Origin of the sequence: Burkholderia sp. Bp8994 (genome assembly GCF_003853805.1) — a bacterium.
Taxonomy (GTDB): Bacteria; Pseudomonadota; Gammaproteobacteria; order Burkholderiales; family Burkholderiaceae; genus Burkholderia.
On the sequence record NZ_QTQH01000008.1, the window covers coordinates 13,734 to 35,439 of the forward strand.

A 21,706-nucleotide genomic window follows, 5' to 3' on the forward strand; every position below is an offset into this window, starting at 1 on the left:
TTCAGCAGACCTCGTGAGGCTTACTGGTTCTGGCCGTCGAGCTTCGCCTTCAGCAGCGCGCCGAGGTTGGTCGTACCGGTCGCAGCAGCGCTGGTGTCCGACTGCAGGCCGCGGATCGCTTCCTGTTGTTCAGCCGAATCCTTCGCCTTGATCGACAGGTTGATGCCACGCGACTTGCGATCGATGTTGATCACCATCGCGTTGACCTTGTCGCCTTCCTTCAGCACGTTGCGTGCGTCTTCGACGCGATCCTGCGAGATTTCCGATGCACGCAGGTAGCCTTCGATGTCGCCCGTCAGCGTGATGACAGCGCCCTTCGCATCGACCGACTTCACCACGCCGTCGACGATCGAACCCTTGTCGTTCATTGCAACGTAGTTGCTGAACGGGTCGCCTTCGAGCTGCTTGATGCCGAGCGAAATACGCTCCTTCTCGACGTCGATACCGAGCACGATCGCTTCGACTTCGTCGCCCTTCTTGTACTTGCGAACGGCTTCTTCGCCGGCTTCGCTCCACGACAGGTCCGACAGGTGGACCAGGCCGTCGATGCCGCCCGGCAGACCGATGAACACGCCGAAGTCGGTGATCGACTTGATTGCGCCCGTGATCTTGTCGCCCTTCTTGAAGTTGCGGCTGAAGTCATCCCACGGATTCGGCTTGCACTGCTTCATGCCGAGGCTGATACGACGACGGTCTTCGTCGATCTCGAGGACCATGACTTCGACTTCGTCGCCCAGCTGGACAACCTTCGACGGTGCAACGTTCTTGTTGGTCCAGTCCATTTCCGACACGTGGACGAGGCCTTCGATGCCCGATTCCACTTCGACGAATGCGCCGTAGTCGGTGATGTTCGTGACCTTGCCGAACAGGCGCGTGCCCGACGGGTAACGGCGCGAGATGCCTTCCCACGGATCGTCGCCCAGTTGCTTGATGCCCAGCGAGACGCGGTTCTTCTCTTGGTCGAACTTGAGGATCTTCGCGGTGACTTCCTGGCCAACCGACAGGACTTCGCTCGGGTGACGCACGCGACGCCATGCGATGTCGGTGATGTGCAGCAGGCCGTCGATGCCGCCGAGGTCGACGAACGCGCCGTAGTCGGTGATGTTCTTGACCACGCCGTTGACGATCGCGCCTTCCTTCAGCGTCTCGAGCAGCTTCGCGCGCTCTTCGCCTTGCGTTGCTTCGATCACTGCACGACGCGACAGCACGACGTTGTTACGCTTGCGATCGAGCTTGATCACGCGGAACTCGAGCGTCTTGCCTTCGTACGGGGTCGTGTCCTTGACCGGACGCGTGTCGACCAGCGAACCCGGCAGGAACGCGCGGATGCCGTTGACCATCACGGTCATGCCGCCCTTCACCTTGCCGGTGATCGTGCCGGTGACGAGTTCGTTGTTGTCGAGGGCCTTTTCCAGCGACAGCCACGATGCAAGGCGCTTCGCCTTGTCGCGCGACAGGATCGTGTCGCCGTAGCCGTTTTCGAGTGCGTCGATCGCGACGGACACGAAATCGCCCGACTGCACCTCAACCTCGCCCTGATCGTTCAGGAATTCCTCGATCGGAATGTAAGCCTCGGACTTCAGGCCTGCATTGACGACCACGAAGTTGTGGTCGACGCGCACGACTTCGGCGGAAATCACTTCGCCGGCGCGCATGTCTTGACGGGTCAGCGACTCTTCGAACAGAGCCGCAAAGGATTCGGTATTCGGGGTGGAGGTTTGCAGGTCGGACATAAAAATCTGATTGTGCATGGCTCGCTGTGCCACGCCGGCCGGAATGGCAGGCTGAAAGGGCCAGATCGAGGTCCATACGGGGTTAAGGGTTCGAAACACGCTCCGCGCTGCCCGCGCGACGCACCTACTGCCGCCCGCCTTCTCAGGCGGGCTGGCCGAGCGCCCGGTACCACTGCAGCACCTGGTCGACCGCTTCATCGACCGAAAGCGCCGACGTATCGAGCAGCTTGGCATCTGCCGCGGGCCTCAGCGGCGCGGCGGCGCGATTGCTGTCGCGCGCGTCACGTTCACGAAGATCCCGGAGCAAGTCATCTATATTAGCAGAAAAACCTTTTTGCATCAATTGCTTATGCCGTCTGGCCGCGCGCGCCTCGGCGCTGGCCGTCAGAAACACCTTCAGCACGGCGTCCGGGAAGATCACGGTGCCCATGTCGCGCCCGTCGGCGACGAGGCCCGGCGTCTTGCGGAATGCGCGCTGGCGCGCGACCAGCGCGGTACGCACCGGCCCGTGCACGGCAATCGCCGACGCGCGGTTGCCGACCGCTTCGGCGCGGATGTCGTTCGACACGTCGACGCCGTCGAGCTGCGCGCAGCCTTCGCGAAACGTGATGTGAAGATCGTCGATCAGCTTCACGAGCGCGTCGATGTCCTCCGCCGCGATGCCGTAGCGTACGCTCGCGAGCGCGGCGAGACGATACAGCGCGCCGCTGTCGAGCAGGTGGAAGCCGAGATGCGCGGCGACGAGCGCGGCGACGGTCCCCTTGCCGGAAGCGGTCGGACCGTCGATCGTGATGACGGGGGTCGGGTGAAAGGGTCGGGTGGATTTCATCGGTACGGTGGGTCAGGCCTTGGCGAGCGCGGCGAAGCGGTCGAAATAGTCGGGGAACGTCTTGCCGACGCACTTCGGATCGTTGATTCGCACGGGCACGCCGCCCAGACTGACGAGCGAGAAGCACATCGCCATCCGGTGATCGTCGTACGTGTCGATCGCGGCGTTCGGCGTGAGTTGTTGCGGCGGCGTGACGACCAGATAGTCGGGGCCTTCCTCGACGATTGCGCCGACCTTGCGCAACTCGGTCGCCATCGCGGCGATGCGGTCGGTTTCCTTCACGCGCCAGCTCGCGATGTTGCGCAGCGTGCTCGTGCCGCTCGCGAACAGCGCCGCGACCGCGATGGTCATCGCCGCGTCGGGAATCAGGTTGAAGTCCATGTCGATCGGCTCGAGCTTGCCATGGTCGTGGCCGATGCCGCGCACCTCGATCCAGTCGTCGCCCATCGATACGTTCGCGCCCATCTGCATCAGCGCATTCGCAAAGCCGACGTCGCCCTGGATGCTCGCGCGCCCTACGCCCTCGACGCGCAGCGGGCCGCCGCCGAGCGCGCCGGCCGCGAGGAAATACGAGGCCGACGACGCATCGCCCTCGACCATGATGCGCCCCGGCGAACGGTAGCGGACGCCGGCCGGCACGACGAAGCGCTGCCAGCCGTCGCGCTCGATGGTCACGCCGAAGCGCTCCATCAGCCGGATCGTGATGTCGATGTACGGCTTCGAGATCAGTTCGCCGTCGACTTCGACGACGATCCTGCCGTCCTTCGCCTTCACGAGCGGCAGCGTCATCAGCAGCGCGGTGAGAAACTGGCTCGACACGTCGCCGCGCACGCGGATCGGCGCGTCGACCGCGATCGCCGCAGGCTTGATCCGAAGCGGCGGAAAACCGTCGTTCTGCTCGTAGTCGATCTGCGCGCCGATCTGCCGCAGGCCGTCGACGAGATCGCCGATCGGCCGCTCGTGCATGCGCGGCACGCCATGCACGCGATAGTCGCCGCCATTGACCGCGAGCGCCGCCGTCAACGGTCGCACCGCGGTGCCCGCGTTGCCGAGGAACAGGTCGGCGGTCTTCGCGGTGAACGCGCCGCGCGTGCCGGTGACGACACAGGTGTCGCCCTCGCGCGCGAGCTTCACGCCGAGCTTGCCGAGTGCATCGAGCATCACGCGGGTGTCGTCGGAATCCAGCAGGTTGGTGATCGTCGTATCGCCTTCGGCAAGCGCCGCAAGCAGCAGCACACGGTTCGAGATGCTCTTCGAGCCGGGCAGGCGCACGGTGCCCGACGCACTGGAATACGGGCCGAGATCGAGATAGTCCATGGGAATCGTCCTGTTTCCTGTTATTTCTTGACCGGTTCGGCAGCGGGCTGAGCGCCGCGTTCCTGCCATGCCTTGCGGGCCGCGCGCGAGCGCGTGAACACGGCTTCGAGCGCCGCGCCGTCGCCGGCGTCGATCGCCGCACGCAGCCGGGCGAGCACGCGCGTGTAGCCGTCGAGCTCGTCGAGCAGCGCCGCGCGATTCGCGACACACACGTCGCGCCACATTTCCGGGCTCGACGCCGCGATCCGCGTGAAGTCGCGGAAGCCGCCCGCCGCATACGAGAATTTCAGTTCGGCATCCGTCTCGCCGAGGATCTGCTCGACGAGCGCGAACGACAGCACGTGCGGCAGATGGCTGATCGACGCGAACACGCGATCGTGCTGCGCCGTGCTCATCGTGCGCACGTCGGCGCCGGTCGCCCGCCACATCGCGTCGATCCGCGCGACCGCGTCGGGTGCGTTCTCCGGCAGCGGGCACAGCACGACGTTGCGGCCGACGTACAGATCCGGCAGCGCGGCCTCGACACCGCTCGACTCGCGCCCGGCGATCGGGTGGCCCGGCACGAATTGCGCGATCCGCGCACCGAGCACCTCGCGCGCCGCCGCGACGACATCGGACTTGGTGCTGCCCGCGTCGGTGACGAGCGTCGCGGCCTCGAGCCACGGCGCGATGCGCGCGAGCAACGGGCCCGTTTGCGCGACGGGCGCGGCCAGCAGCACGAGATCGGCGCCGGCAAGCGCGTCGCGCAGTTGCGCATCGTCGTCGAGCGCCGCCGCGCGATCGATCACGCCGAGCGCGAGCGCGCGCTCGACTGACGCACGGGAACGGCCGACGCCGACGACTTCGCCCGCGCCGCCCGGTGCGCGCTCGCGCAGCGCGCGCGCCAGCGATCCGCCGATCAGGCCGACGCCGAAGATGACCAGTTTGTTGAATGCAAAGCCTGACACGACAAGAGCCAAGTGACGCGCGCGGAACGATGCCCGCGCGCGGAAGTCCAGATTCCGGGCAACGGGCCCGCACCCGGCACGACCTGCACCGGATACCTCCCGAGCCCGCCTTGGGCAGCGCCGCCCGGCCTGCCCTGCCCGCTTCGCCGCGCCGCCTGCGCGGTGCAGGCGACGGGCCGCTGCGCGTCAGCGCGCGCGCGGATACGAACCGAGTACCTTCAGGAACGCGGCCTTCTGGCCGAGCTCCGCGAGCGCGGCGGCCACGGCTGGCTCGTCCCGGTGCCCTTCGATGTCGATGTAGAAGTAATACTCCCACGTGCCGACGCGCGCCGGGCGCGATTCGAAGCGGGTCATCGACACCCCGTGCCGCGCGAGCGGTTCGAGCAGCTTGAACACCGCGCCCGGCTCGTTCTTCACCGACACGATCAGCGAGGTCTGGTCGTGACCGCTCGGTCCGGCCGGCTGCTTGCCGATGATCACGAAGCGCGTGCGGTTGTGCGGATCGTCCTGGATCAGCGAGAACGCGATCTGCAGCCCGTAGTGCGCGGCCGCGCGGTCGCCCGCGATCGCCGCGACGCTCGGGTCGGCCGCCGCGAGACGCGCGGCCTCCGCGTTGCTCGACACTGCTTGCCGCTCGAGCTGCGGTGCGTTCGCGGCGAGCCACTGCTGGCATTGCGCGAGTGCCTGCGCATGCGCGCAGACGCGCTTCACGCCGTCGAGCGTGCCGCTCTGCGTGAGCAGGTTGTGATGGATCGGCAGCGCGAGTTCGCCGCTGATCAGCAACTGCGTCTGCAGCAGCAGGTCGAGCGTGCGCGACACCGCGCCTTCGGTCGAATTCTCGACCGGCGCGATGCCGAATGCGGACGCGCCCGCCTCGACCGAGCGGAACACCTCGTCGATCGACGGACACGGCAGCCCTTCGATCGACTGGCCGAAATACTCGAACATCGCCTGTTCGCTGTACGTGCCGACCGGCCCGAGGAACGCGACGTGGATCGTCTGCTCGAGCGCGCGGCTCGCGGCCATGATCTCGCGCCAGATGGCGCTGATGTGCTCGCTCGCGAGCGGCCCCGCGCTCATGTCCTGCAGGCGCGCGATCACCTGCAGTTCGCGTTCCGGCCGGAACACCGGCGCATTGAAGTGCTTCTTGACCTCGCCCACCTCGAGCGCCACCGCGGCGCGCTGGTTGAGGAGCGCGATCAGCTGCGCGTCGATCGCGTCGATGCGGTCGCGCAGCGGTTTCAGGCGGGAATTCAGTTCGTCGTCCATGCGTAGTTGCCGTGCTGTTTGAACAGCGCTGCGCTCAGGCGCCGCGCCGTTCGAAGTCCTTCATGTACTCGACGAGCGCTTGCACGCCCTCGAGCGGCACCGCGTTGTAGATCGACGCCCGCATGCCGCCGACGGACTTGTGGCCCTTCAGCTGCAGCAACCCGCGCGCCTTTGCGCCGGCAAGGAAGTCTTCATTGCGCGTTTCGTCGGCCAGGAAAAAGGGCACGTTCATCCGCGAACGCGCCGCCGGCTCGACCTTGTTCAGATAGAAGCTGCTCGCATCGATCGTGTCGTAGAGCAGCTTCGCCTTCTCGATATTGCGGGCCTCGATCGCCTCGAGGCCGCCCTGCCGCTTCAGCCACTGGAACACGAGGCCCGCGACGTAGATCGCATAGGTGGGCGGCGTGTTGTACAGCGAGTTGTTCTCGGCGACGGTTTTCCATTCGAATGCGGACGGGCAGATCGACAGCGCGCGATCGAGCAGATCCTCGCGCACGATCACGACCGTCACGCCGGCTATCCCGATGTTCTTCTGCGCGCCGCCGAACAGCACGCCGTACTTCGCGACGTCCATCGGGCGCGACAGGATGTGCGACGAGACATCGGCGACGAGCGGCACGTCGCCGAGGTCGGGAATCTCGAACGTCTCGACGCCGTCGATCGTCTCGTTCGTGCACAGATGCACGTAGGCCGGATCGTCCGACAGCTGCCACTCGGCACGGGCAGGCGCGCGCGTGAAACCGTCGGCCGTCTTGCCGGAGGCGGCCAGATGCGGCGTGCCGTATTTCTTCGCTTCGTTGAACGACTTCTGCGACCACGAGCCCGTCACGACGAAGTCGGCGGTCTTGCGCGAGCCGAGCAGGTTCATCGGCACGGTCGCGTTCGCGCCGATGCCGCCGCCCTGCAGGAACAGGATCCGGTGGCTGGCCGGCACATCGAGCAGTTCGCGCAGGTCGGTCAGCGCCGCCTCGTGGATCGACATGAATTCCTTGCCGCGATGGCTCATCTCCATCACGCTCATGCCGCTGCCGTGCCAGTCGAGCATTTCGTCGGCGGCCTGCCGCAGCACTTCCTCGGGGAGCGCCGCAGGACCGGCGGAGAAATTAAAGACGCGCATCGTGAAAACCTCGGGAGGGACGCGACCGGCTTGCGACCGGCTTGCCGCCGGCAGAAAGAACCGCGCCTGAAAAGAAATGGCCGCTTGCGCTCGCGCGCAAACGGCCATTATCGCACTGTCATCAGGCTCCCGCCAAACCCGGCCGGACGGCCGGGCGGCGTGCCCGGACAGCTTACTTGCCCGGCTTGACTGCCGCGACTTCCTTGTCAGCCTGCGCGCGCGTCGCCTGGATCGCTTGCGGCATGTACTTCTGCATCAGGCCGTTGACCACGTCGCGGCCGACCTGATCCTGAACCTGGATGAACTTGCGGCCCGTCGGGCTCTTGTAGAACGTCGTCAGATCCTTGATCTCCGACGTGCTGTAGTACTTCGCATAGGCGTCGTACTGAGCCGACATCGCATCGTTCTGGAACTGCTGCGAGCCGAACACCTTGCCCGCGCCGTCAACCAGCTTCGGCACTGCGTTCTTCTGCAGCGTCGGCACGGCAGCCTGCTTCTGCTTGTCGTTCAGCGACTTGTTTTCCGACAGCGCGTCCGACAGGATCGCCGGCACGAGCTGCTTTGCCTGCATCTCGGCGCTGTTGCCGATAGCCGACACGAGCTTCGGCGCGTCGATCGCGTCGAGCAGATCCTTGATCGCTGCCTTCTTGTCGGCGTCGATCGGCGCAGCTGCCGCGGTCGCAGCCGGTGCGGAATTCGACAGCGCTTGCGCCATCGCGAACGTCGGCACCAGTGCAGCCAGCAGAACCAGTTGCTTGAATTGCTTTTGCATCATCACTCCCTTTTGGAAATATGAATGGTTGCTCGCCGACCGCGGCGCTTTTCGCCCGCGGCGGCTCGAGTCTCATCCGTTCTTCAGGCTTCGCCGTCCGACGCCTCGTCGGCCTCGCCATCGCCCTCTTCGGCTTCCGCGATCTGCTGCAGGCCGGAGAGCTTGGTACCCTCATCGAGACTGATGAGTGTAACACCTTGCGTGGCGCGCCCCATTTCGCGAATCTCGGACACACGCGTCCGGATCAACACGCCGGCGGTCGTGATCAGCATGATCTGATCCTCGGCGTCGACGAGCGTCGCGGCGACGACCTTGCCGTTGCGCTCGGACGTCTGGATCGCGATCATCCCCTTCGTGCCGCGGCCGTGACGCGTGTACTCGGTGATCGGCGTGCGCTTGCCGTAGCCGTTTTCGGTCGCGGTGAGCACGGTCTGCTCCTCGCTGCCGGCAACCAGCAGCGCGATGACCTGCTGCCCGTCCTCGAGCTGCATGCCGCGCACGCCGCGCGCTTCCCGGCCCATCGGGCGCACGTCGTTCTCGTCGAAGCGCACGGCCTTGCCTGCGTCAGAGAACAGCATCACGTCGTGCGCGCCGTCGGTGATCGACGCGCCGATCAGGTAATCGCCCTCGTCGAGGCCGACCGCGATGATGCCCTTCTTCATCGGGCGGCTGAATGCCTCGAGCGGCGTCTTCTTCACGGTGCCGAGCGACGTCGCCATGAACACGAACTTGTCGGCCGAGAACTCCTTGACCGGCAGCACGACGTTGATCTTCTCGCCTTCCTGCAGCGGGAACATGTTGACGATCGGACGGCCGCGCGAGTTGCGCGAGCCTTGCGGCACTTCATAGACCTTGACCCAGTACACGCGGCCGCGGTTCGAGAAGCACAGGATGTAATCGTGCGTGTTCGCGATGAACAGCGTCTCGATCCAGTCGTCTTCCTTCATCTGCGTCGCCTGCTTGCCGCGACCGCCGCGCTTCTGCGCGCGATACTCGGACAGCGGCTGCGACTTCACGTAGCCCGCGTGCGACATCGTGACGACCATGTCCTGCGGCGTGATCAGGTCTTCGGTATTCAGCTCGGTCGCGTTCAGCTCGATCTTCGAGCGGCGCGCGTCGCCGAATTCGGCCTTCACCGACGTCAGCTCTTCGCCGATCATCGTCGTGATCCGCTCCGGGCGCGCGAGGATGTCCAGCAGGTCGGCGATCTGCGCCATCACTTCGCGGTACTCGCCGATGATCTTGTCCTGCTCGAGACCGGTCAGGCGCTGCAGACGCATCTGCAGGATTTCCTGCGCCTGCGTGTCGGACAGACGGTACAGCCCGTCGGTCTGCATCCCGAACGCCGGGTTCAGGCCTTCCGGACGGTACGCGGAGCGGCCGCCCGCGGATGCGTTCTCGGTCTCGGCGCGCGTCAGCATCTCGCGCACGAGCGACGAATCCCACGGCTTCGCCATCAGTTCCTGCTTCGCGATCGGCGGCGTCGGCGCGGCCTTGATGATCGCGATGAACTCGTCGATGTTCGCGAGCGCGACCGCGAGACCTTCGAGCACGTGGCCGCGTTCGCGGGCCTTGCGCAGTTCGTAGATCGTGCGGCGCGTCAGCACTTCGCGTCGATGCGACAGGAAGCACTGCAGGATTTCCTTCAGGTTCAGCAGTTTCGGCTGGCCATCGACCAGCGCGACCATGTTCATGCCGAACGTGTCCTGCAGCTGCGTCGCCTTGTACAGGTTGTTCAGCACCACTTCGGGCACTTCGCCGCGCTTCAGCTCGATCACGACGCGCATGCCGCTCTTGTCGGACTCGTCGCGGATGTCGGAGATGCCCTCGAGCTTCTTCTCGTTGACGAGCTCGGCAATGCGCTCGAGCAGCGAGCGCTTGTTCACCTGGTACGGCAGCTCGTCGACGATGATCGCCATCCGCTGGCCGCGGTCGATCTCCTCGAAGTGCGTGGCCGCGCGCATCACGACGCGGCCGCGCCCGGTGCGGTAGCCGTCGCGCACGCCGGCGACGCCGTAGATGATGCCGGCCGTCGGGAAGTCCGGCGCCGGGATGATCTCGATCAGCTCGTCGATCGTCGCTTCCGGGTTGCCCAGCAGGTGCTGGCACGCGTCGACGACTTCGTTCAGGTTGTGCGGCGGGATGTTGGTCGCCATGCCGACCGCAATGCCCGACGAGCCGTTGATCAGCAGGTTCGGGATGCGCGACGGCAGGACCGACGGCTGCATCTCGTTGCCGTCGTAGTTCGGCTCGAAGTCGACCGTTTCCTTGTCGATGTCGGCGAGCAGCTCGTGACCGATCTTCGCCATGCGAATTTCGGTGTAACGCATCGCCGCGGCGTTGTCGCCGTCGATCGAGCCGAAGTTGCCCTGCCCGTCGATCAGCATGTAGCGCAGCGAGAAGTCCTGCGCCATCCGCACGATCGTGTCATACACCGCGGTATCGCCGTGAGGGTGATACTTACCGATCACGTCACCGACGATACGCGCCGATTTCTTGTACGCGCGGTTCCAGTCGTTGTTCAGTTCGTGCATCGCGAACAATACGCGCCGGTGCACGGGTTTCAGGCCATCGCGGACATCCGGAAGGGCACGTCCGACGATCACGCTCATCGCGTAATCGAGATACGAACGGCGCATTTCCTCCTCTAGGGAGGTGGGCAGGGTCTCTTTGGCGAATTGATCCATGTATCCGTATCGTTTCGGAGCGAAGACGGCGAACGCCTTTCGCGTGGGCGCTGCATGCGCAACGCAACGCGAGATTCTAACATGCGCCCATCAGCCGCCGATTCGCCACCCCCTCTATATGTAAACAGCAAAAATCGCGACCACGGCAGCGGCACCGCGAACCGGCCGCGATCGCGCCCCTTCAGGCGGCTCGGGGGCCGCGCGGATCCGAGTCGCGCACGCGGGTAAACATTTGCGGCCTTTCGCGCAATTTCGCGGACCCACTCTTGACAATCTCTAAAAGTTACGGCAGGCCGGTGTTGCGCATGCACCACAAAGTTGAAGCGATCTTAGGGTGGGGAGGATTTTTTTTCGTAGGAAGGGAACGATATGGCAAAATGCCAACGCACTGAAAGTTAGACGCTGCTCGAAGTCTACACAGAGCGGTGCCGCGTTTTTTGTGCCGCACCAATGTTATACTTCGAGCAATGTATGACTTGTCACCGTCAACAGGCTCGCAGTAAACCTGCGGTAATCTCAATTTCGAGAGGAGAAATATGAATAAACTTTCAAAGCTCGCGTTCATTGCAGCTACCGCAGTTATGGCTGCATCCGCTTCGGCACAGTCGGTGCCGGCGTCGCGTCAAGCCGTCAACGACAACTGGGTGAACGGCACGGGCGAATGGGTGTGGATGAACGGCACGAACGAGCTCTGCTGGCGTGACGCGTTCTGGACGCCGGCCACCGCCAACGCGAAGTGCGATGGCGCACTGGTCGCCCAGGCACCGGCTCCGGCTCCGGTCGCACCGGTCGCTCCGGCAATCACGAGCCAGAAGATCACGTATCAAGCCGACGCACTGTTCGACTTCGACAAGGCAACGCTCAAGCCGCTGGGCAAGCAAAAGCTGGACGAACTGGCTTCGAAGATCCAGGGCATGAACACGGAAGTGGTCGTCGCTACGGGCTACACGGACCGCATCGGTTCGGACAAGTACAACGACCGCCTGTCGCTGCGCCGCGCGCAAGCCGTCAAGTCGTACCTGGTCAGCAAGGGTGTCCCGGCCAACAAGATCTACACGGAAGGCAAGGGCAAGCGCAACCCGGTCACGACGGGCTGCAACCAGAAGAACCGCAAGCAACTGATCGCCTGCCTCGCACCGGACCGCCGCGTGGAAGTCGAAGTGGTCGGTACGCAAGAAGTCCAGAAGACGACCGTTCCGGCACAGTAAGCCGCGGTTTTCGACTGCTTCAAAGCCCCGCTCCGGCGGGGCTTTTTCTTTGATGCCCGTCCGGGCGCTCGCCGCTTCGCCGCTCGTCCGCTTCTTATATACTCGGGTCTGACGAACCGCAGCACCGCCCTCCTTCCGTAGCCCGTTTGCCGACATGACCAACGCCGATCCGCACGAACTCCAGAAATTCAGCGACCTCGCCCATCGGTGGTGGGATCCGAACGCCGAATTCAAGCCCCTGCACGACCTGAACCCGGTCCGGCTCGGCTGGATCGATTCGCATGCGCACCTCGCCGGCAAGCGCGCGCTCGATATCGGCTGCGGCGGCGGCATCCTGTCCGAATCGATGGCCGGACTCGGCGCGCAGGTGAAAGGCATCGACCTGTCGACCGAAGCGCTCGGCGTGGCCGACCTGCACAGCCTCGAAAGCGGCATCACGGTCGATTACGAGGCGATCGCCGCCGAAGCGATTGCCGAACGCGAGCCGGGCACCTATGACGTCGTCACGTGCATGGAAATGCTCGAGCACGTCCCGTCGCCGGCCGGCGTCGTCGCCGCGTGCGCGACGCTCGTGAAGCCGGGCGGCTGGGTGTTCTTCTCCACGCTGAACCGCAACCTGAAGTCCTACCTGTTCGCAGTGATCGGTGCGGAGTACATCGCGCAGATGCTGCCGAAGGGCACCCACGACTACGCGCGCTTCATCCGCCCGTCGGAACTGGCGAGCTTCGTGCGCGGGACCGATCTGCATATCGTGGAGATCAAGGGCATTACCTATCACCCGATCGGCAAGCGCTTCGCGCTGTCGAACGATACCGACATCAACTATCTCGTCGCGTGCCGCCGCGGCGCGTGACCTTCCGACCGGCATGACGACTTCCCTTTCGACCGGGCGGCCCGCACTCGACGAGCCGCGCCTGCTGCACTGCGATGCCGTGCTGTTCGACCTCGACGGCACGCTCGCCGACACGGCGCCCGATCTCGCCGCCGCCGTCAACAAGATGCAGCGCGTGCGCGGCCTGCCCGAAACGTCGCTCGACGTGCTGCGGCCGCTGGCATCGGCCGGCGCGCGCGGCCTGCTCGGCGGCGCATTCGGCATCGGCCCGCAATCGGCCGGCTACGAAGCGATGCGCGACGAGTTCCTGACCAATTACGCGACGGACATCTGCGTGCACACCGTGCTGTTCCCCGGCATCGGCGACGTGCTCGACGAACTCGATGCGCGCGGCGTGCGCTGGGGCATCGTCACGAACAAGGCGATGCGCCTCACCGCGCCGCTCGCCGACCTGCTCGGCCTTGCGCCGCGCGCGGCCTGCATCGTCGGGGGCGACACAACGCCGCACTCGAAACCGCATCCGGCCCCGCTGCTGCACGCGGCCGGACAGATGACGCTCGCGCCCGAGCGCATCGTCTATGTCGGCGACGATCTTCGCGACATCCAGGCCGGCAGCGCGGCAGGGATGGCAACCGTCGCGGCTGCCTATGGCTACTGCGGCGACGGCGCCGCGCCGGCCGACTGGCAGGCGCAGCATCTCGTCGGCTCGACGCAGGAACTGCGCGAACTGTTGCGCGATGTTGGGCTATAATGTTTGATCTTATCCGCGGGGGCGACCTGGTTTCGACAGGGGTTGTGAAGCGGCTAGGGCATGTCGAGGACCCGTCACCTCGTTAATCAATGGGAAAATCGTAACTGCAAACGACGATACGTTCGCACTGGCAGCCTAACGGCCGCCGTCCTCTGCCTAGTTCACTGACGGGCTAGTGTCGCAAGACCGGTAGCAATACCGCCAGAGGTCATTTACGTCAGTTAAGCCCTGTCGGCGTCGCGACGCCAGGGTCGAAAACCTAGCGAATCGCCGTAGTGCAGCGTGTTCGTCCGCGTCGCTGCGGTTAAATCAAATGACTGAACTAAACATGTAGAACTAGTCGTGGAGCGCTTCTGGACGCGGGTTCGATTCCCGCCGCCTCCACCAAATTCCGCGCTTGACGCACGAACCCCGCACGACGCGAGTCTGCGGGGTTTTTTGTTGCCAGTGCGCCCACCTCCCGCGCCCTCCGAAAAAGCGCCCGGCCCCGAGCGGGCCAGGCGGAATGCCACCGATACGCCGGCGACAGGAGGTGACGGAGGTTCGGCGCCGTCCGCGCTGCGCTCGAGCGCAGCGGACGACGCCCTGCCCGGCACCGCGACCGGACGCGATGCATCGTCGCACCGGCCGCGTGGCCCCGCCAGGCAATGCGCAGCTTAGCTGCCGCGATACAGCGACTTCATTTCTTCCGCGCTGGCCGGACGCACGCCGATCGCACGCGAGCCCGCTGCCGATGCGCCCTGCACCTGCGCGCCGTAGCCGCTGGCGTCGGCGCCTTGCGCCTGGGCCAACGCGCTGCGCTGCTGTTCTGCAACACGCGCGGTTGCGGCCTGGATCGCTTCCGGATAGTGCGGATCTTCGCCGCGGGCGGTGTTGTAACCGGCCTGCTGGAGCTGAACCAGTTCGGCGCGAACCTGTGCGCGGGTGAGTGCCGAGCCGGACTGCGCAAACGAAACGACCGGAGCAACGAGAGCGGCAGCAACGACAACGGCTTGAACGAGCGACTTCATGATGACCTACCTCCAGATTTGTCTGATTTCGCGGTGAACACCCGTTCATCGCTGACAAACCGAAGTTTATGTAGGCGGATGCTTAAGAATAAGGCAGGTTTCAGGAAGACATCCTTCCTGGATTACGGGTTAACCCTAGAATCCCGACAGGCACCCGATCCGGCATCGCACGATCGCACTGGACTACGACCGGCCATAAAGCACGAGCCCCGCAAGGCAGCATGCCCTGCGGGGCTCGAAAAGAATCGCGCGGCATCGGCGCGGCACGGCGGCACGGCCGCACAGACGCGTCGACGACGACCCGGCGCGTCTGCCTTGGTTTATTGAGTGTCCAGCGGGCACTTCAGGTTGCAGCCGTTCGGATCCCCCATATCGCCCTTGCGGCGCAATGCCGACTTCTTGCCGCTCTGGTATTTCTGCGACGGCGCAGACGCCGCGAACGGCATCTGCGGATGCTCGTTCAGGCGGAACTGTTCGCTCAGGATGCCGCCAGGCACGCCCGGGGAATTCTGCGCAAGCGCAAACGGCGAAACAGCGACGAGAAGCCCTGCGGTCAACGCTGCCGCGGCGAAGGGAACGGAAAGTTTCATGGCGGGATGACGCCTGAACGGCGTGCTTGTTGGAACGTTGATCAAGCGGCAAGCGTAGCGCAAATCCCTCGCTGCTGCAGCGCGGCTCGCGTGCATTCCCGTTACCGTGCGTTGCCGTCCGGCGTACCGGCCGCGACCGTACCGGCGAAGCCCTCCGCGACACCGGCCAGCGTCCCGCACGCCGCCGGATCGTAGCCGTCGAGATGCGCGACGCGCTCGACGAAACGTGCATCGCGCAGCAAGGCGAGCACGCCGGCGAGCGGCCGCGAGTCGAGCTGCGCGCGTTCGCACGCGAAGTAGTAGTCCTCGTCGACGACCGGGATGAAATCGAGCCCGAAATGACGGGCGGCCGGCTCGACGCCGAAGCCGAGATCGGCCATCCCGCTCGCGACGAACGCGGCGATCGCCGAGTGCGTGAGCTCGGCCGACGCGTAGCCGTCGATACGCTCGGGATCGATGCCGATCGCGCGCAACGCGAGATCGAGCAGCATGCGCGTGCCCGACCCCGGCTGCCGATTGACGAAGCGGATGTCGTGGCGGGCGAGATCGGCCAGCCCGCCGACCTGCTTCGGGTTGCCGCGCGGCACGAACAGCCCCTGCTGGCGACGCGTCAGATGAATCAGCACGTGACGCGTGTCGTCGAGCCACGGCCGGTAGATCTGCGCGCACCGTTCGCGGAACGCGCCGCGCGGCAGATGGAAGCCGGCCAGCTCGCATTCGCCGCGCGCGAGCGCCTGCACGGCCTCGACGCTCTCGCGATACTTGATGTCGACGGCGGCCTGCGCATCGACGAGTGCGGAAACGAGCGCCGCAACCGCATAGCCGTGCGACGCATGGATGCGCACGGCGCCGTCGCGCTGTGCGAGCCGCCGGTTCAGGTTGCTCGCCACCTCGGCCGCCAGCGCGCGCAGGTTCCCGTCGAGACGGCTGCGCGCGAGCCGCTGCGCGTCGACGACCGCCTGCCCCAGCTCCGACAATGTCGATCCCTTGCCGCGCGCGGTCTCGATCAACTCGCCGCCGACGCATGCCTCCAGCGCCCGCAGCATGCCCCACGCGTGCCGATACGACAGCCCTTTCGCCTGCGCGGCCTGTGCAATGCTGCCCGTATCGGCCACGAGCTCCAGCAACGGGGCGACATCCGACAGGCTCGCCGTGCGGCCCTCCGTGTCGCGTACGGTCAGATACGCGTCGCATTCGATTCGAATCAATTATGTACTCCGATTTCCTATTGCGACTGCGAAATCTTCCGCTTATCGTTGCTCAAAATCAATCAGGACGAAGTCCCGGTGTGCACTATATGAATCAAGGGCACATATGAGACTTTGGAGGAGCACAACGATGTCCCCGAATTCCCCCGCGCCCGACGCGCTCGTCGAGCGTCATGCGCGCGCCGGCCGCTCGCTCGTCGCGATCCTGCATGCGATCCAGGACGAGGCCGGCTACGTACCGGCAGGCTGCGTCGCGCCGCTCGCGAAGGTGCTGAATCTGTCGCGTGCCGAAGTGCACGGCGTGCTCACCTACTATCACCACTTCCGCACCGCGCCGCCCGCGCGCGTGACGATCCAGATGTGCCGCGCCGAGGCGTGCCGCAGCATGGGCTGCGAAGCGCTGGCCGCACACGCGGAAGCGCGCACGGGTTGCCGGTTCGACGCCGCGCACGGCGATGGCGCCGACGCGCACGCGCCGGGCGACGTCGCGCTCGAGTCGGTCTACTGCCTCGGGCTGTGCGCACAATCGCCGTCGATGACGGTCAACGGCGTACTGCACGCAAAGGTCACGCCGGAGAAGTTCGACGCCCTGCTCGCCGACGCGGCCGCCCACACCCCGGAGGCCGCATGACGACCCGCATCTACGTTCCGCGCGATTCGTCCGCACTGGCGCTCGGCGCCGACGCCCTCGCCGCCGCGATCGTCGCGGAAGCCGAGCGGCGCGGCGTCGCGATCGAACTGATCCGCAACGGTTCGCGCGGGCTGCTGTGGCTCGAGCCGCTCGTCGAGGTCGGCACGGCCGCCGGGCGCGTCGGCTACGCGAACCTGTCGGCGGCCGACGTGCCCGCCCTGTTCGATGCAAACTGGCTCGACGGCGGCACGCACCCGAGCGGCGTCGGCCTCGTCGACGCGCTGCCCTATCTCGCGCGCCAGCAGCGCCTCACGTTCGCGCGCATCGGCCTGACCGATCCGCTGTCGCTCGACGACTACCTGAAGCATGACGGCCTCGCCGGCCTGAAGAACGCGCTCGCACTCGACGGCGACGCCGCGTGCGAGCTGCTGATCGAATCGGGGCTGCGCGGCCGCGGCGGCGCGGCCTTCCCGGCCGGCATCAAGTGGCGCACGGTCCGGCAGGCGCGCGCCGCGCAGAAGTACATCGTCTGCAACGCGGACGAAGGCGATTCGGGCACGTTCTCCGATCGCCTGCTCATGGAATGCGATCCGTACTGCCTGATCGAAGGGATGATCATCGCGGGCATCGCGACGGGCGCGACGCTCGGCTACATCTACGTGCGCAGCGAATACCCGCATGCGATCGCGGCACTCGAAACGGCGATCGAGCGCGCTCGCGAAGCCGGCTGGCTCGGCGAACGCGTGCTCGGCTCCGCGCATGCGTTCGACCTGCACGTCGCGAAGGGCGCCGGTTCGTACGTGTGCGGTGAGGAAACGGCGCTGCTCGAATCGCTCGAAGGCAAGCGCGGCGTCGTGCGCGCGAAGCCGCCGCTGCCGGCGCTCGCCGGCCTGTTCGGCCAGCCGACCGTGATCAACAACGTGATCACGCTCGCGACCGCGCCGGTGATCTTCGCGCGCGGCGCCGCGTTCTATCGCGACTACGGGATGGGCCGCTCGCGCGGCACGCTGCCGTTCCAGCTCGCGGGCAACATCCGCCACGGCGGCCTCGTCGAGCTCGCGTTCGGCGTCACGCTGCGCGAGCTGCTGTTCGACTACGGCGGCGGCACGGCCAGCGGCCGGCCCGCGCGCGCCGCCCAGGTCGGGGGCCCGCTCGGCACCTACCTGCCCGAACACCAGTGGGACGTGCCGCTCGACTACGAGGCGTACGCGGCGATCGGCGCGGTGGTCGGCCACGGCGGCATCGTGCTGCACGACGACACGTCGAATCTCGCGGAGCTCGCCGAATACGCGATGAAGTTCTGCGCGATCGAATCGTGCGGCAAGTGCACGCCGTGCCGAATCGGCTCGACGCGCGGCGTCGAGACGATCGCGCGGATTCGCGAAGGCGATACGTCGGAGCGTCAGGTCACGCTGCTGCGCGACCTGTGCGACACGATGCTCGCCGGCTCGCTGTGCGCGATGGGCGGGATGACGCCGTATCCGGTGCTGTCCGCGCTCGACCATTTCCCCGAAGATTTCGGGCTCGCCGCCGGCAAGCAAGCCGCGTCGGGTCCGGTCAAGGCTGCGGCCTGACCCAGAAGGAGCCCTGCATGTCCCTCGACACGAACAACGTCCGCCAAGGCGGCTGCGGCTCGGGCCAATGCGCGTGCAAGAGCGCCGCTGAAGCGCGCGCGCGCGATCCGTTCGACGAAACCGACTACGGCACGCCGCAACGGCATGCCGATACCGACGTCACGCTCGAAATCGACGGCCAGCCGGTCACGGTGCCGGCCGGCACGTCGGTGATGCGCGCCGCGATCGAAGCCGGCGTCAACGTGCCCAAGCTCTGCGCGACCGATTCGCTCGAACCGTTCGGCTCGTGCCGTCTGTGCCTGGTCGAAATCGAAGGCCGGCGCGGCTATCCGGCATCGTGCACGACGCCCGCCGAAGCCGGGATGAAGGTGCGTACGCAGTCAGACCGGCTGCAGTCGCTGCGCCGCAACGTGATGGAGCTGTACATCTCCGACCATCCGCTCGACTGCCTCACCTGCCCCGCCAACGGCGACTGCGAACTGCAGGACATGGCGGGCGTGGTGGGCTTGCGCGAAGTGCGTTACGGCTTCGACGGCGCGAATCACCTGCGCGACCAGAAGGACGAATCGAATCCGTACTTCACGTACGATCCGTCGAAGTGCATCGTCTGCAACCGCTGCGTGCGCGCATGCGAGGAAACGCAGGGCACGTTCGCGCTGACGATCGCCGCGCGCGGTTTCGAATCGCGCGTCGCCGCCAGCGAAGGCGAATCGTTCATGGCATCGGAATGCGTATCGTGCGGCGCGTGCGTCGCCGCGTGCCCGACGGCCACCTTGCAGGAAAAATCCGTCGTCCAGCTCGGACAGGCCGAGCATTCGGTCGTCACGACCTGCGCGTACTGTGGCGTCGGCTGCTCGTTCAAGGCCGAGATGAAGGGCACGCAGGTCGTGCGCATGACGCCGCACAAGAACGGCCTCGCGAACGAAGGCCACGCGTGCGTGAAGGGCCGCTTCGCGTGGGGCTACGCGACGCACAAGGACCGCATCACGAAGCCGATGATCCGCGAGAAGATCACCGACCCGTGGCGCGAAGTCAGCTGGGAAGAGGCGCTCACCTACGCGGCGACGCAGTTCCGCAAGCTGCAGCAGAAGTACGGCCGCGATTCGATCGGCGGCATCACGTCGTCGCGCTGCACGAACGAGGAAACCTACCTCGTGCAGAAGCTCGTGCGCGCCGCGTTCGGCAACAACAACGTCGACACCTGCGCACGCGTGTGCCACTCGCCGACCGGCTATGGCCTGAAGACGACGCTCGGCGAATCGGCCGGCACGCAGACCTTCGCGTCGGTCGGCCAGGCCGACGTGATCGTCGTGATGGGCGCGAACCCGACCGACGGGCACCCGGTGTTCGGCTCGCGCATGAAGCGGCGCATCCGCGAGGGCGCGAAGCTGATCGTGATCGACCCGCGCCGCATCGACGTGGTCGACGGCCCGCACGTGAAGGCCACGCACCACCTGCAGCTGCGCCCGGGCACCAACGTCGCGATCGTCAACGCACTCGCGCACGTGATCGTCACCGAAGGGCTCGTCGCCGACGCATTCGTCGCCGAACGCTGCGACATGCGTGCGTTCGAGCAATGGCGCGACTTCGTGTCGCGTGCCGAGAACTCGCCCGAAGCGACCGCCGACGTAACGGGCGTGCCGGCCGCGCTGGTGCGCGACGCCGCGCGCCTCTATGCGACGGGCGGCAACGCCGCGATCTACTACGGCCTCGGCGTGACCGAACACGCGCAAGGCTCGACGACGGTGATGGGCATCGCGAACCTCGCGATGGCGACCGGCAACATCGGCCGCGAAGGCGTCGGCGTCAATCCGCTGCGCGGCCAGAACAACGTGCAGGGTTCGTGCGACATGGGCTCGTTCCCGCATGAACTGCCCGGCTACCGGCACATCAGCGACGAAGTCGTACGCACGCAGTTCGAACAGGCATGGTCGGCCACGCTGCAGCCGGAACCGGGGCTGCGCATCCCGAACATGTTCGACGCGGCGCTCGACGGCAGCTTCAAGGGCCTCTATTGCCAGGGCGAGGACATCGTCCAGTCGGACCCGAACACGCAGCACGTCGCGGCCGCGCTGTCGTCGATGGAATGCATCGTCGTGCAGGACATCTTCCTGAACGAAACCGCGAAATACGCGCACGTGCTGCTGCCGGGCTCGACGTTCCTCGAGAAGGACGGCACGTTCACGAACGCGGAGCGCCGCATCTCGCGCGTGCGCAAGGTGATGCCGCCGCTCGCGGGCTACGCGGACTGGGAAGTGACGCTGCTGCTGTCGCGGGCGCTCGGCTACGACATGCACTACACGCATCCGTCGGAAATCATGGACGAGATCGCGCGGCTCACGCCGACCTTCTCGGGTGTGTCGTACGAGAAGCTCGATGCGCTCGGCAGCATCCAGTGGCCGTGCAACGAACAGGCGCCGGACGGCACGCCGACGATGCACATCGACGCATTCGTGCGCGGCAAGGGCCGGTTCGTGATCACGCAGTTCATTCCGACGCCGGAAAAGGTCACGCAGCGCTATCCGCTGATCCTGACCACGGGCCGCATCCTGTCGCAATACAACGTCGGCGCGCAGACGCGCCGGACCGAGAACGTGCAGTGGCACGAAGAGGACCGTCTCGAGATCCATCCGCACGACGCGGAGGACCGCGGAATCCGGACCGGCGACTGGGTCGGCATCGAATCGCGGGCGGGCCAGACCGTGTTGCGCGCGCTCGTGTCCGACCGCATGCAGCCGGGTGTCGTGTACACGACGTTCCACTTCCCCGAATCGGGCGCGAACGTGATCACGACGGACAGCTCCGACTGGGCGACGAACTGCCCGGAATACAAGGTGACGGCCGTGCAGGTGATGCCGGTCGCGCAGCCGTCGGACTGGCAGCGCGCGTATGCGCGCTTCAACTCGGAGCAGCTCGACCTGCTCGAGCGCCGCGCCGCCACGCCGGCCGTCGTGACGACGGGCAAGTGAGGAAGCGATGGACAACGGACACCTGGTCGACATGGCCAACCAGATCGGCGCGTTCTTCGAATCGATGCCCGATCGCGAAGAAGCGCTGAGCGGGATCGCCGAGCATATCCGGCGCTTCTGGGAACCGCGGATGCGTCGTGCATTGCTCGCCGCGCTAGACGATCCGTCGAGCGAGGCCGGACAACGCGCGGCGCCGATCGTGCGCGACGCGATCGCCGCGCACCGCGCATCGCTCGTGCCGGCCGCGGCCTCCGCCTGAGCA

The 21,706-nt window shown here is 66.2% G+C and carries 18 protein-coding genes and 1 other RNA gene; 8 read left to right on the plus strand and 11 right to left on the minus strand.

Going from position 1 to position 21,706, the window contains the following annotated elements; genetic code table 11:
- Positions 1-20 precede the first annotated feature (20 nt).
- The 8 genes from rpsA to gyrA all read right to left on the minus strand — a co-directional run bounded on the left by rpsA (position 21) and on the right by gyrA (position 10,671).
- Positions 21-1,733 carry a 30S ribosomal protein S1 gene (gene rpsA / locus DIE04_RS09990; protein ID WP_044844859.1) on the minus strand — a complete coding sequence of 571 codons (1,713 nt, stop codon included), beginning with the start codon at positions 1,731-1,733 and terminating at the stop codon, positions 21-23.
- A gap of 142 nt (positions 1,734-1,875) precedes the next feature.
- Positions 1,876-2,562: a (d)CMP kinase gene (gene cmk, locus DIE04_RS09995; protein WP_124487826.1), complete on the minus strand. Its 687-nt coding sequence runs from the start codon at positions 2,560-2,562 to the stop codon at positions 1,876-1,878.
- A gap of 12 nt (positions 2,563-2,574) precedes the next feature.
- Complete coding sequence (aroA, locus tag DIE04_RS10000; protein ID WP_124487825.1) at positions 2,575-3,879, minus strand: 3-phosphoshikimate 1-carboxyvinyltransferase; 1,305 nt, start codon at positions 3,877-3,879, stop codon at positions 2,575-2,577.
- Between the two features lie 20 nt (positions 3,880-3,899).
- Entirely contained in the window at positions 3,900-4,826 is a 927-nt protein-coding gene (locus DIE04_RS10005; protein WP_124487824.1) for a prephenate dehydrogenase/arogenate dehydrogenase family protein, read from the minus strand.
- 186 nt (positions 4,827-5,012) lie between these two features.
- Positions 5,013-6,095, minus strand: coding sequence for a prephenate dehydratase (gene pheA / locus DIE04_RS10010; protein ID WP_044844839.1), 1,083 nt, complete (start codon positions 6,093-6,095; stop codon positions 5,013-5,015).
- Between the two features lie 34 nt (positions 6,096-6,129).
- The gene (serC, locus tag DIE04_RS10015; protein WP_124487823.1) at positions 6,130-7,212 is read right to left on the minus strand and encodes a 3-phosphoserine/phosphohydroxythreonine transaminase; all 1,083 of its coding nucleotides are present in this window, start codon (positions 7,210-7,212) and stop codon (positions 6,130-6,132) included.
- 172 nt (positions 7,213-7,384) lie between these two features.
- Positions 7,385-7,984 carry a DUF2059 domain-containing protein gene (locus DIE04_RS10020; protein ID WP_044844860.1) on the minus strand — a complete coding sequence of 200 codons (600 nt, stop codon included), beginning with the start codon at positions 7,982-7,984 and terminating at the stop codon, positions 7,385-7,387.
- Positions 7,985-8,067: 83 nt separating this feature from the next.
- Positions 8,068-10,671, minus strand: coding sequence for a DNA gyrase subunit A (gene gyrA / locus DIE04_RS10025; RefSeq protein WP_044844841.1), 2,604 nt, complete (start codon positions 10,669-10,671; stop codon positions 8,068-8,070).
- Between the two features lie 536 nt (positions 10,672-11,207).
- Here gyrA and ompA point away from each other — a divergent pair.
- From ompA to ssrA, 4 genes are all read left to right on the plus strand, one after another.
- Complete coding sequence (gene ompA, locus DIE04_RS10030) at positions 11,208-11,879, plus strand: outer membrane protein OmpA (RefSeq protein ID WP_044844842.1); 672 nt, start codon at positions 11,208-11,210, stop codon at positions 11,877-11,879.
- 154 nt (positions 11,880-12,033) lie between these two features.
- Positions 12,034-12,732 carry a bifunctional 2-polyprenyl-6-hydroxyphenol methylase/3-demethylubiquinol 3-O-methyltransferase UbiG gene (gene ubiG, locus DIE04_RS10035; RefSeq protein WP_044844843.1) on the plus strand — a complete coding sequence of 233 codons (699 nt, stop codon included), beginning with the start codon at positions 12,034-12,036 and terminating at the stop codon, positions 12,730-12,732.
- Between the two features lie 13 nt (positions 12,733-12,745).
- Entirely contained in the window at positions 12,746-13,462 is a 717-nt protein-coding gene (gene gph / locus DIE04_RS10040; protein WP_124487822.1) for a phosphoglycolate phosphatase, read from the plus strand.
- A 17-nt stretch (positions 13,463-13,479) separates the two neighbouring features.
- Positions 13,480-13,849, plus strand: a transfer-messenger RNA (tmRNA) gene (gene ssrA / locus DIE04_RS10045).
- Positions 13,850-14,118: 269 nt separating this feature from the next.
- Here ssrA and DIE04_RS10050 read toward each other — a convergent pair.
- From DIE04_RS10050 to DIE04_RS10060, 3 genes are all read right to left on the minus strand, one after another.
- Positions 14,119-14,472: a DUF4148 domain-containing protein gene (locus DIE04_RS10050; RefSeq protein WP_059599002.1), complete on the minus strand. Its 354-nt coding sequence runs from the start codon at positions 14,470-14,472 to the stop codon at positions 14,119-14,121.
- Between the two features lie 320 nt (positions 14,473-14,792).
- Positions 14,793-15,062 (minus strand): hypothetical protein, encoded by a 270-nt coding sequence (locus DIE04_RS10055; RefSeq protein WP_044844846.1) that lies wholly within the window; start codon positions 15,060-15,062, stop codon positions 14,793-14,795.
- Between the two features lie 101 nt (positions 15,063-15,163).
- Positions 15,164-16,270, minus strand: coding sequence for a substrate-binding domain-containing protein (locus tag DIE04_RS10060; RefSeq protein WP_124487821.1), 1,107 nt, complete (start codon positions 16,268-16,270; stop codon positions 15,164-15,166).
- Between the two features lie 130 nt (positions 16,271-16,400).
- Between DIE04_RS10060 and DIE04_RS10065 the strand changes: the two genes are divergently transcribed.
- Genes DIE04_RS10065 through DIE04_RS10080 form a run of 4 tightly spaced genes read left to right on the plus strand, consistent with a single transcriptional unit; the run spans position 16,401 to position 21,703 of the window.
- Positions 16,401-16,901 (plus strand): NAD(P)H-dependent oxidoreductase subunit E, encoded by a 501-nt coding sequence (locus tag DIE04_RS10065; RefSeq protein WP_124487836.1) that lies wholly within the window; start codon positions 16,401-16,403, stop codon positions 16,899-16,901.
- Entirely contained in the window at positions 16,898-18,475 is a 1,578-nt protein-coding gene (locus DIE04_RS10070; RefSeq protein ID WP_124487820.1) for an NADH-quinone oxidoreductase subunit NuoF, read from the plus strand. Before DIE04_RS10065 ends, DIE04_RS10070 begins: the two co-directional genes overlap by 4 nt.
- Before the next feature lie 17 nt (positions 18,476-18,492).
- On the plus strand, positions 18,493-21,444 hold the full coding sequence (fdhF, locus tag DIE04_RS10075) for a formate dehydrogenase subunit alpha (protein WP_124487819.1): 2,952 nt from the start codon (positions 18,493-18,495) through the stop codon (positions 21,442-21,444).
- A gap of 7 nt (positions 21,445-21,451) precedes the next feature.
- Positions 21,452-21,703, plus strand: a complete 252-nt coding sequence (locus DIE04_RS10080) for a formate dehydrogenase subunit delta (RefSeq protein ID WP_124487818.1) — start codon at positions 21,452-21,454, stop codon at positions 21,701-21,703.
- Positions 21,704-21,706 lie beyond the last annotated feature (3 nt).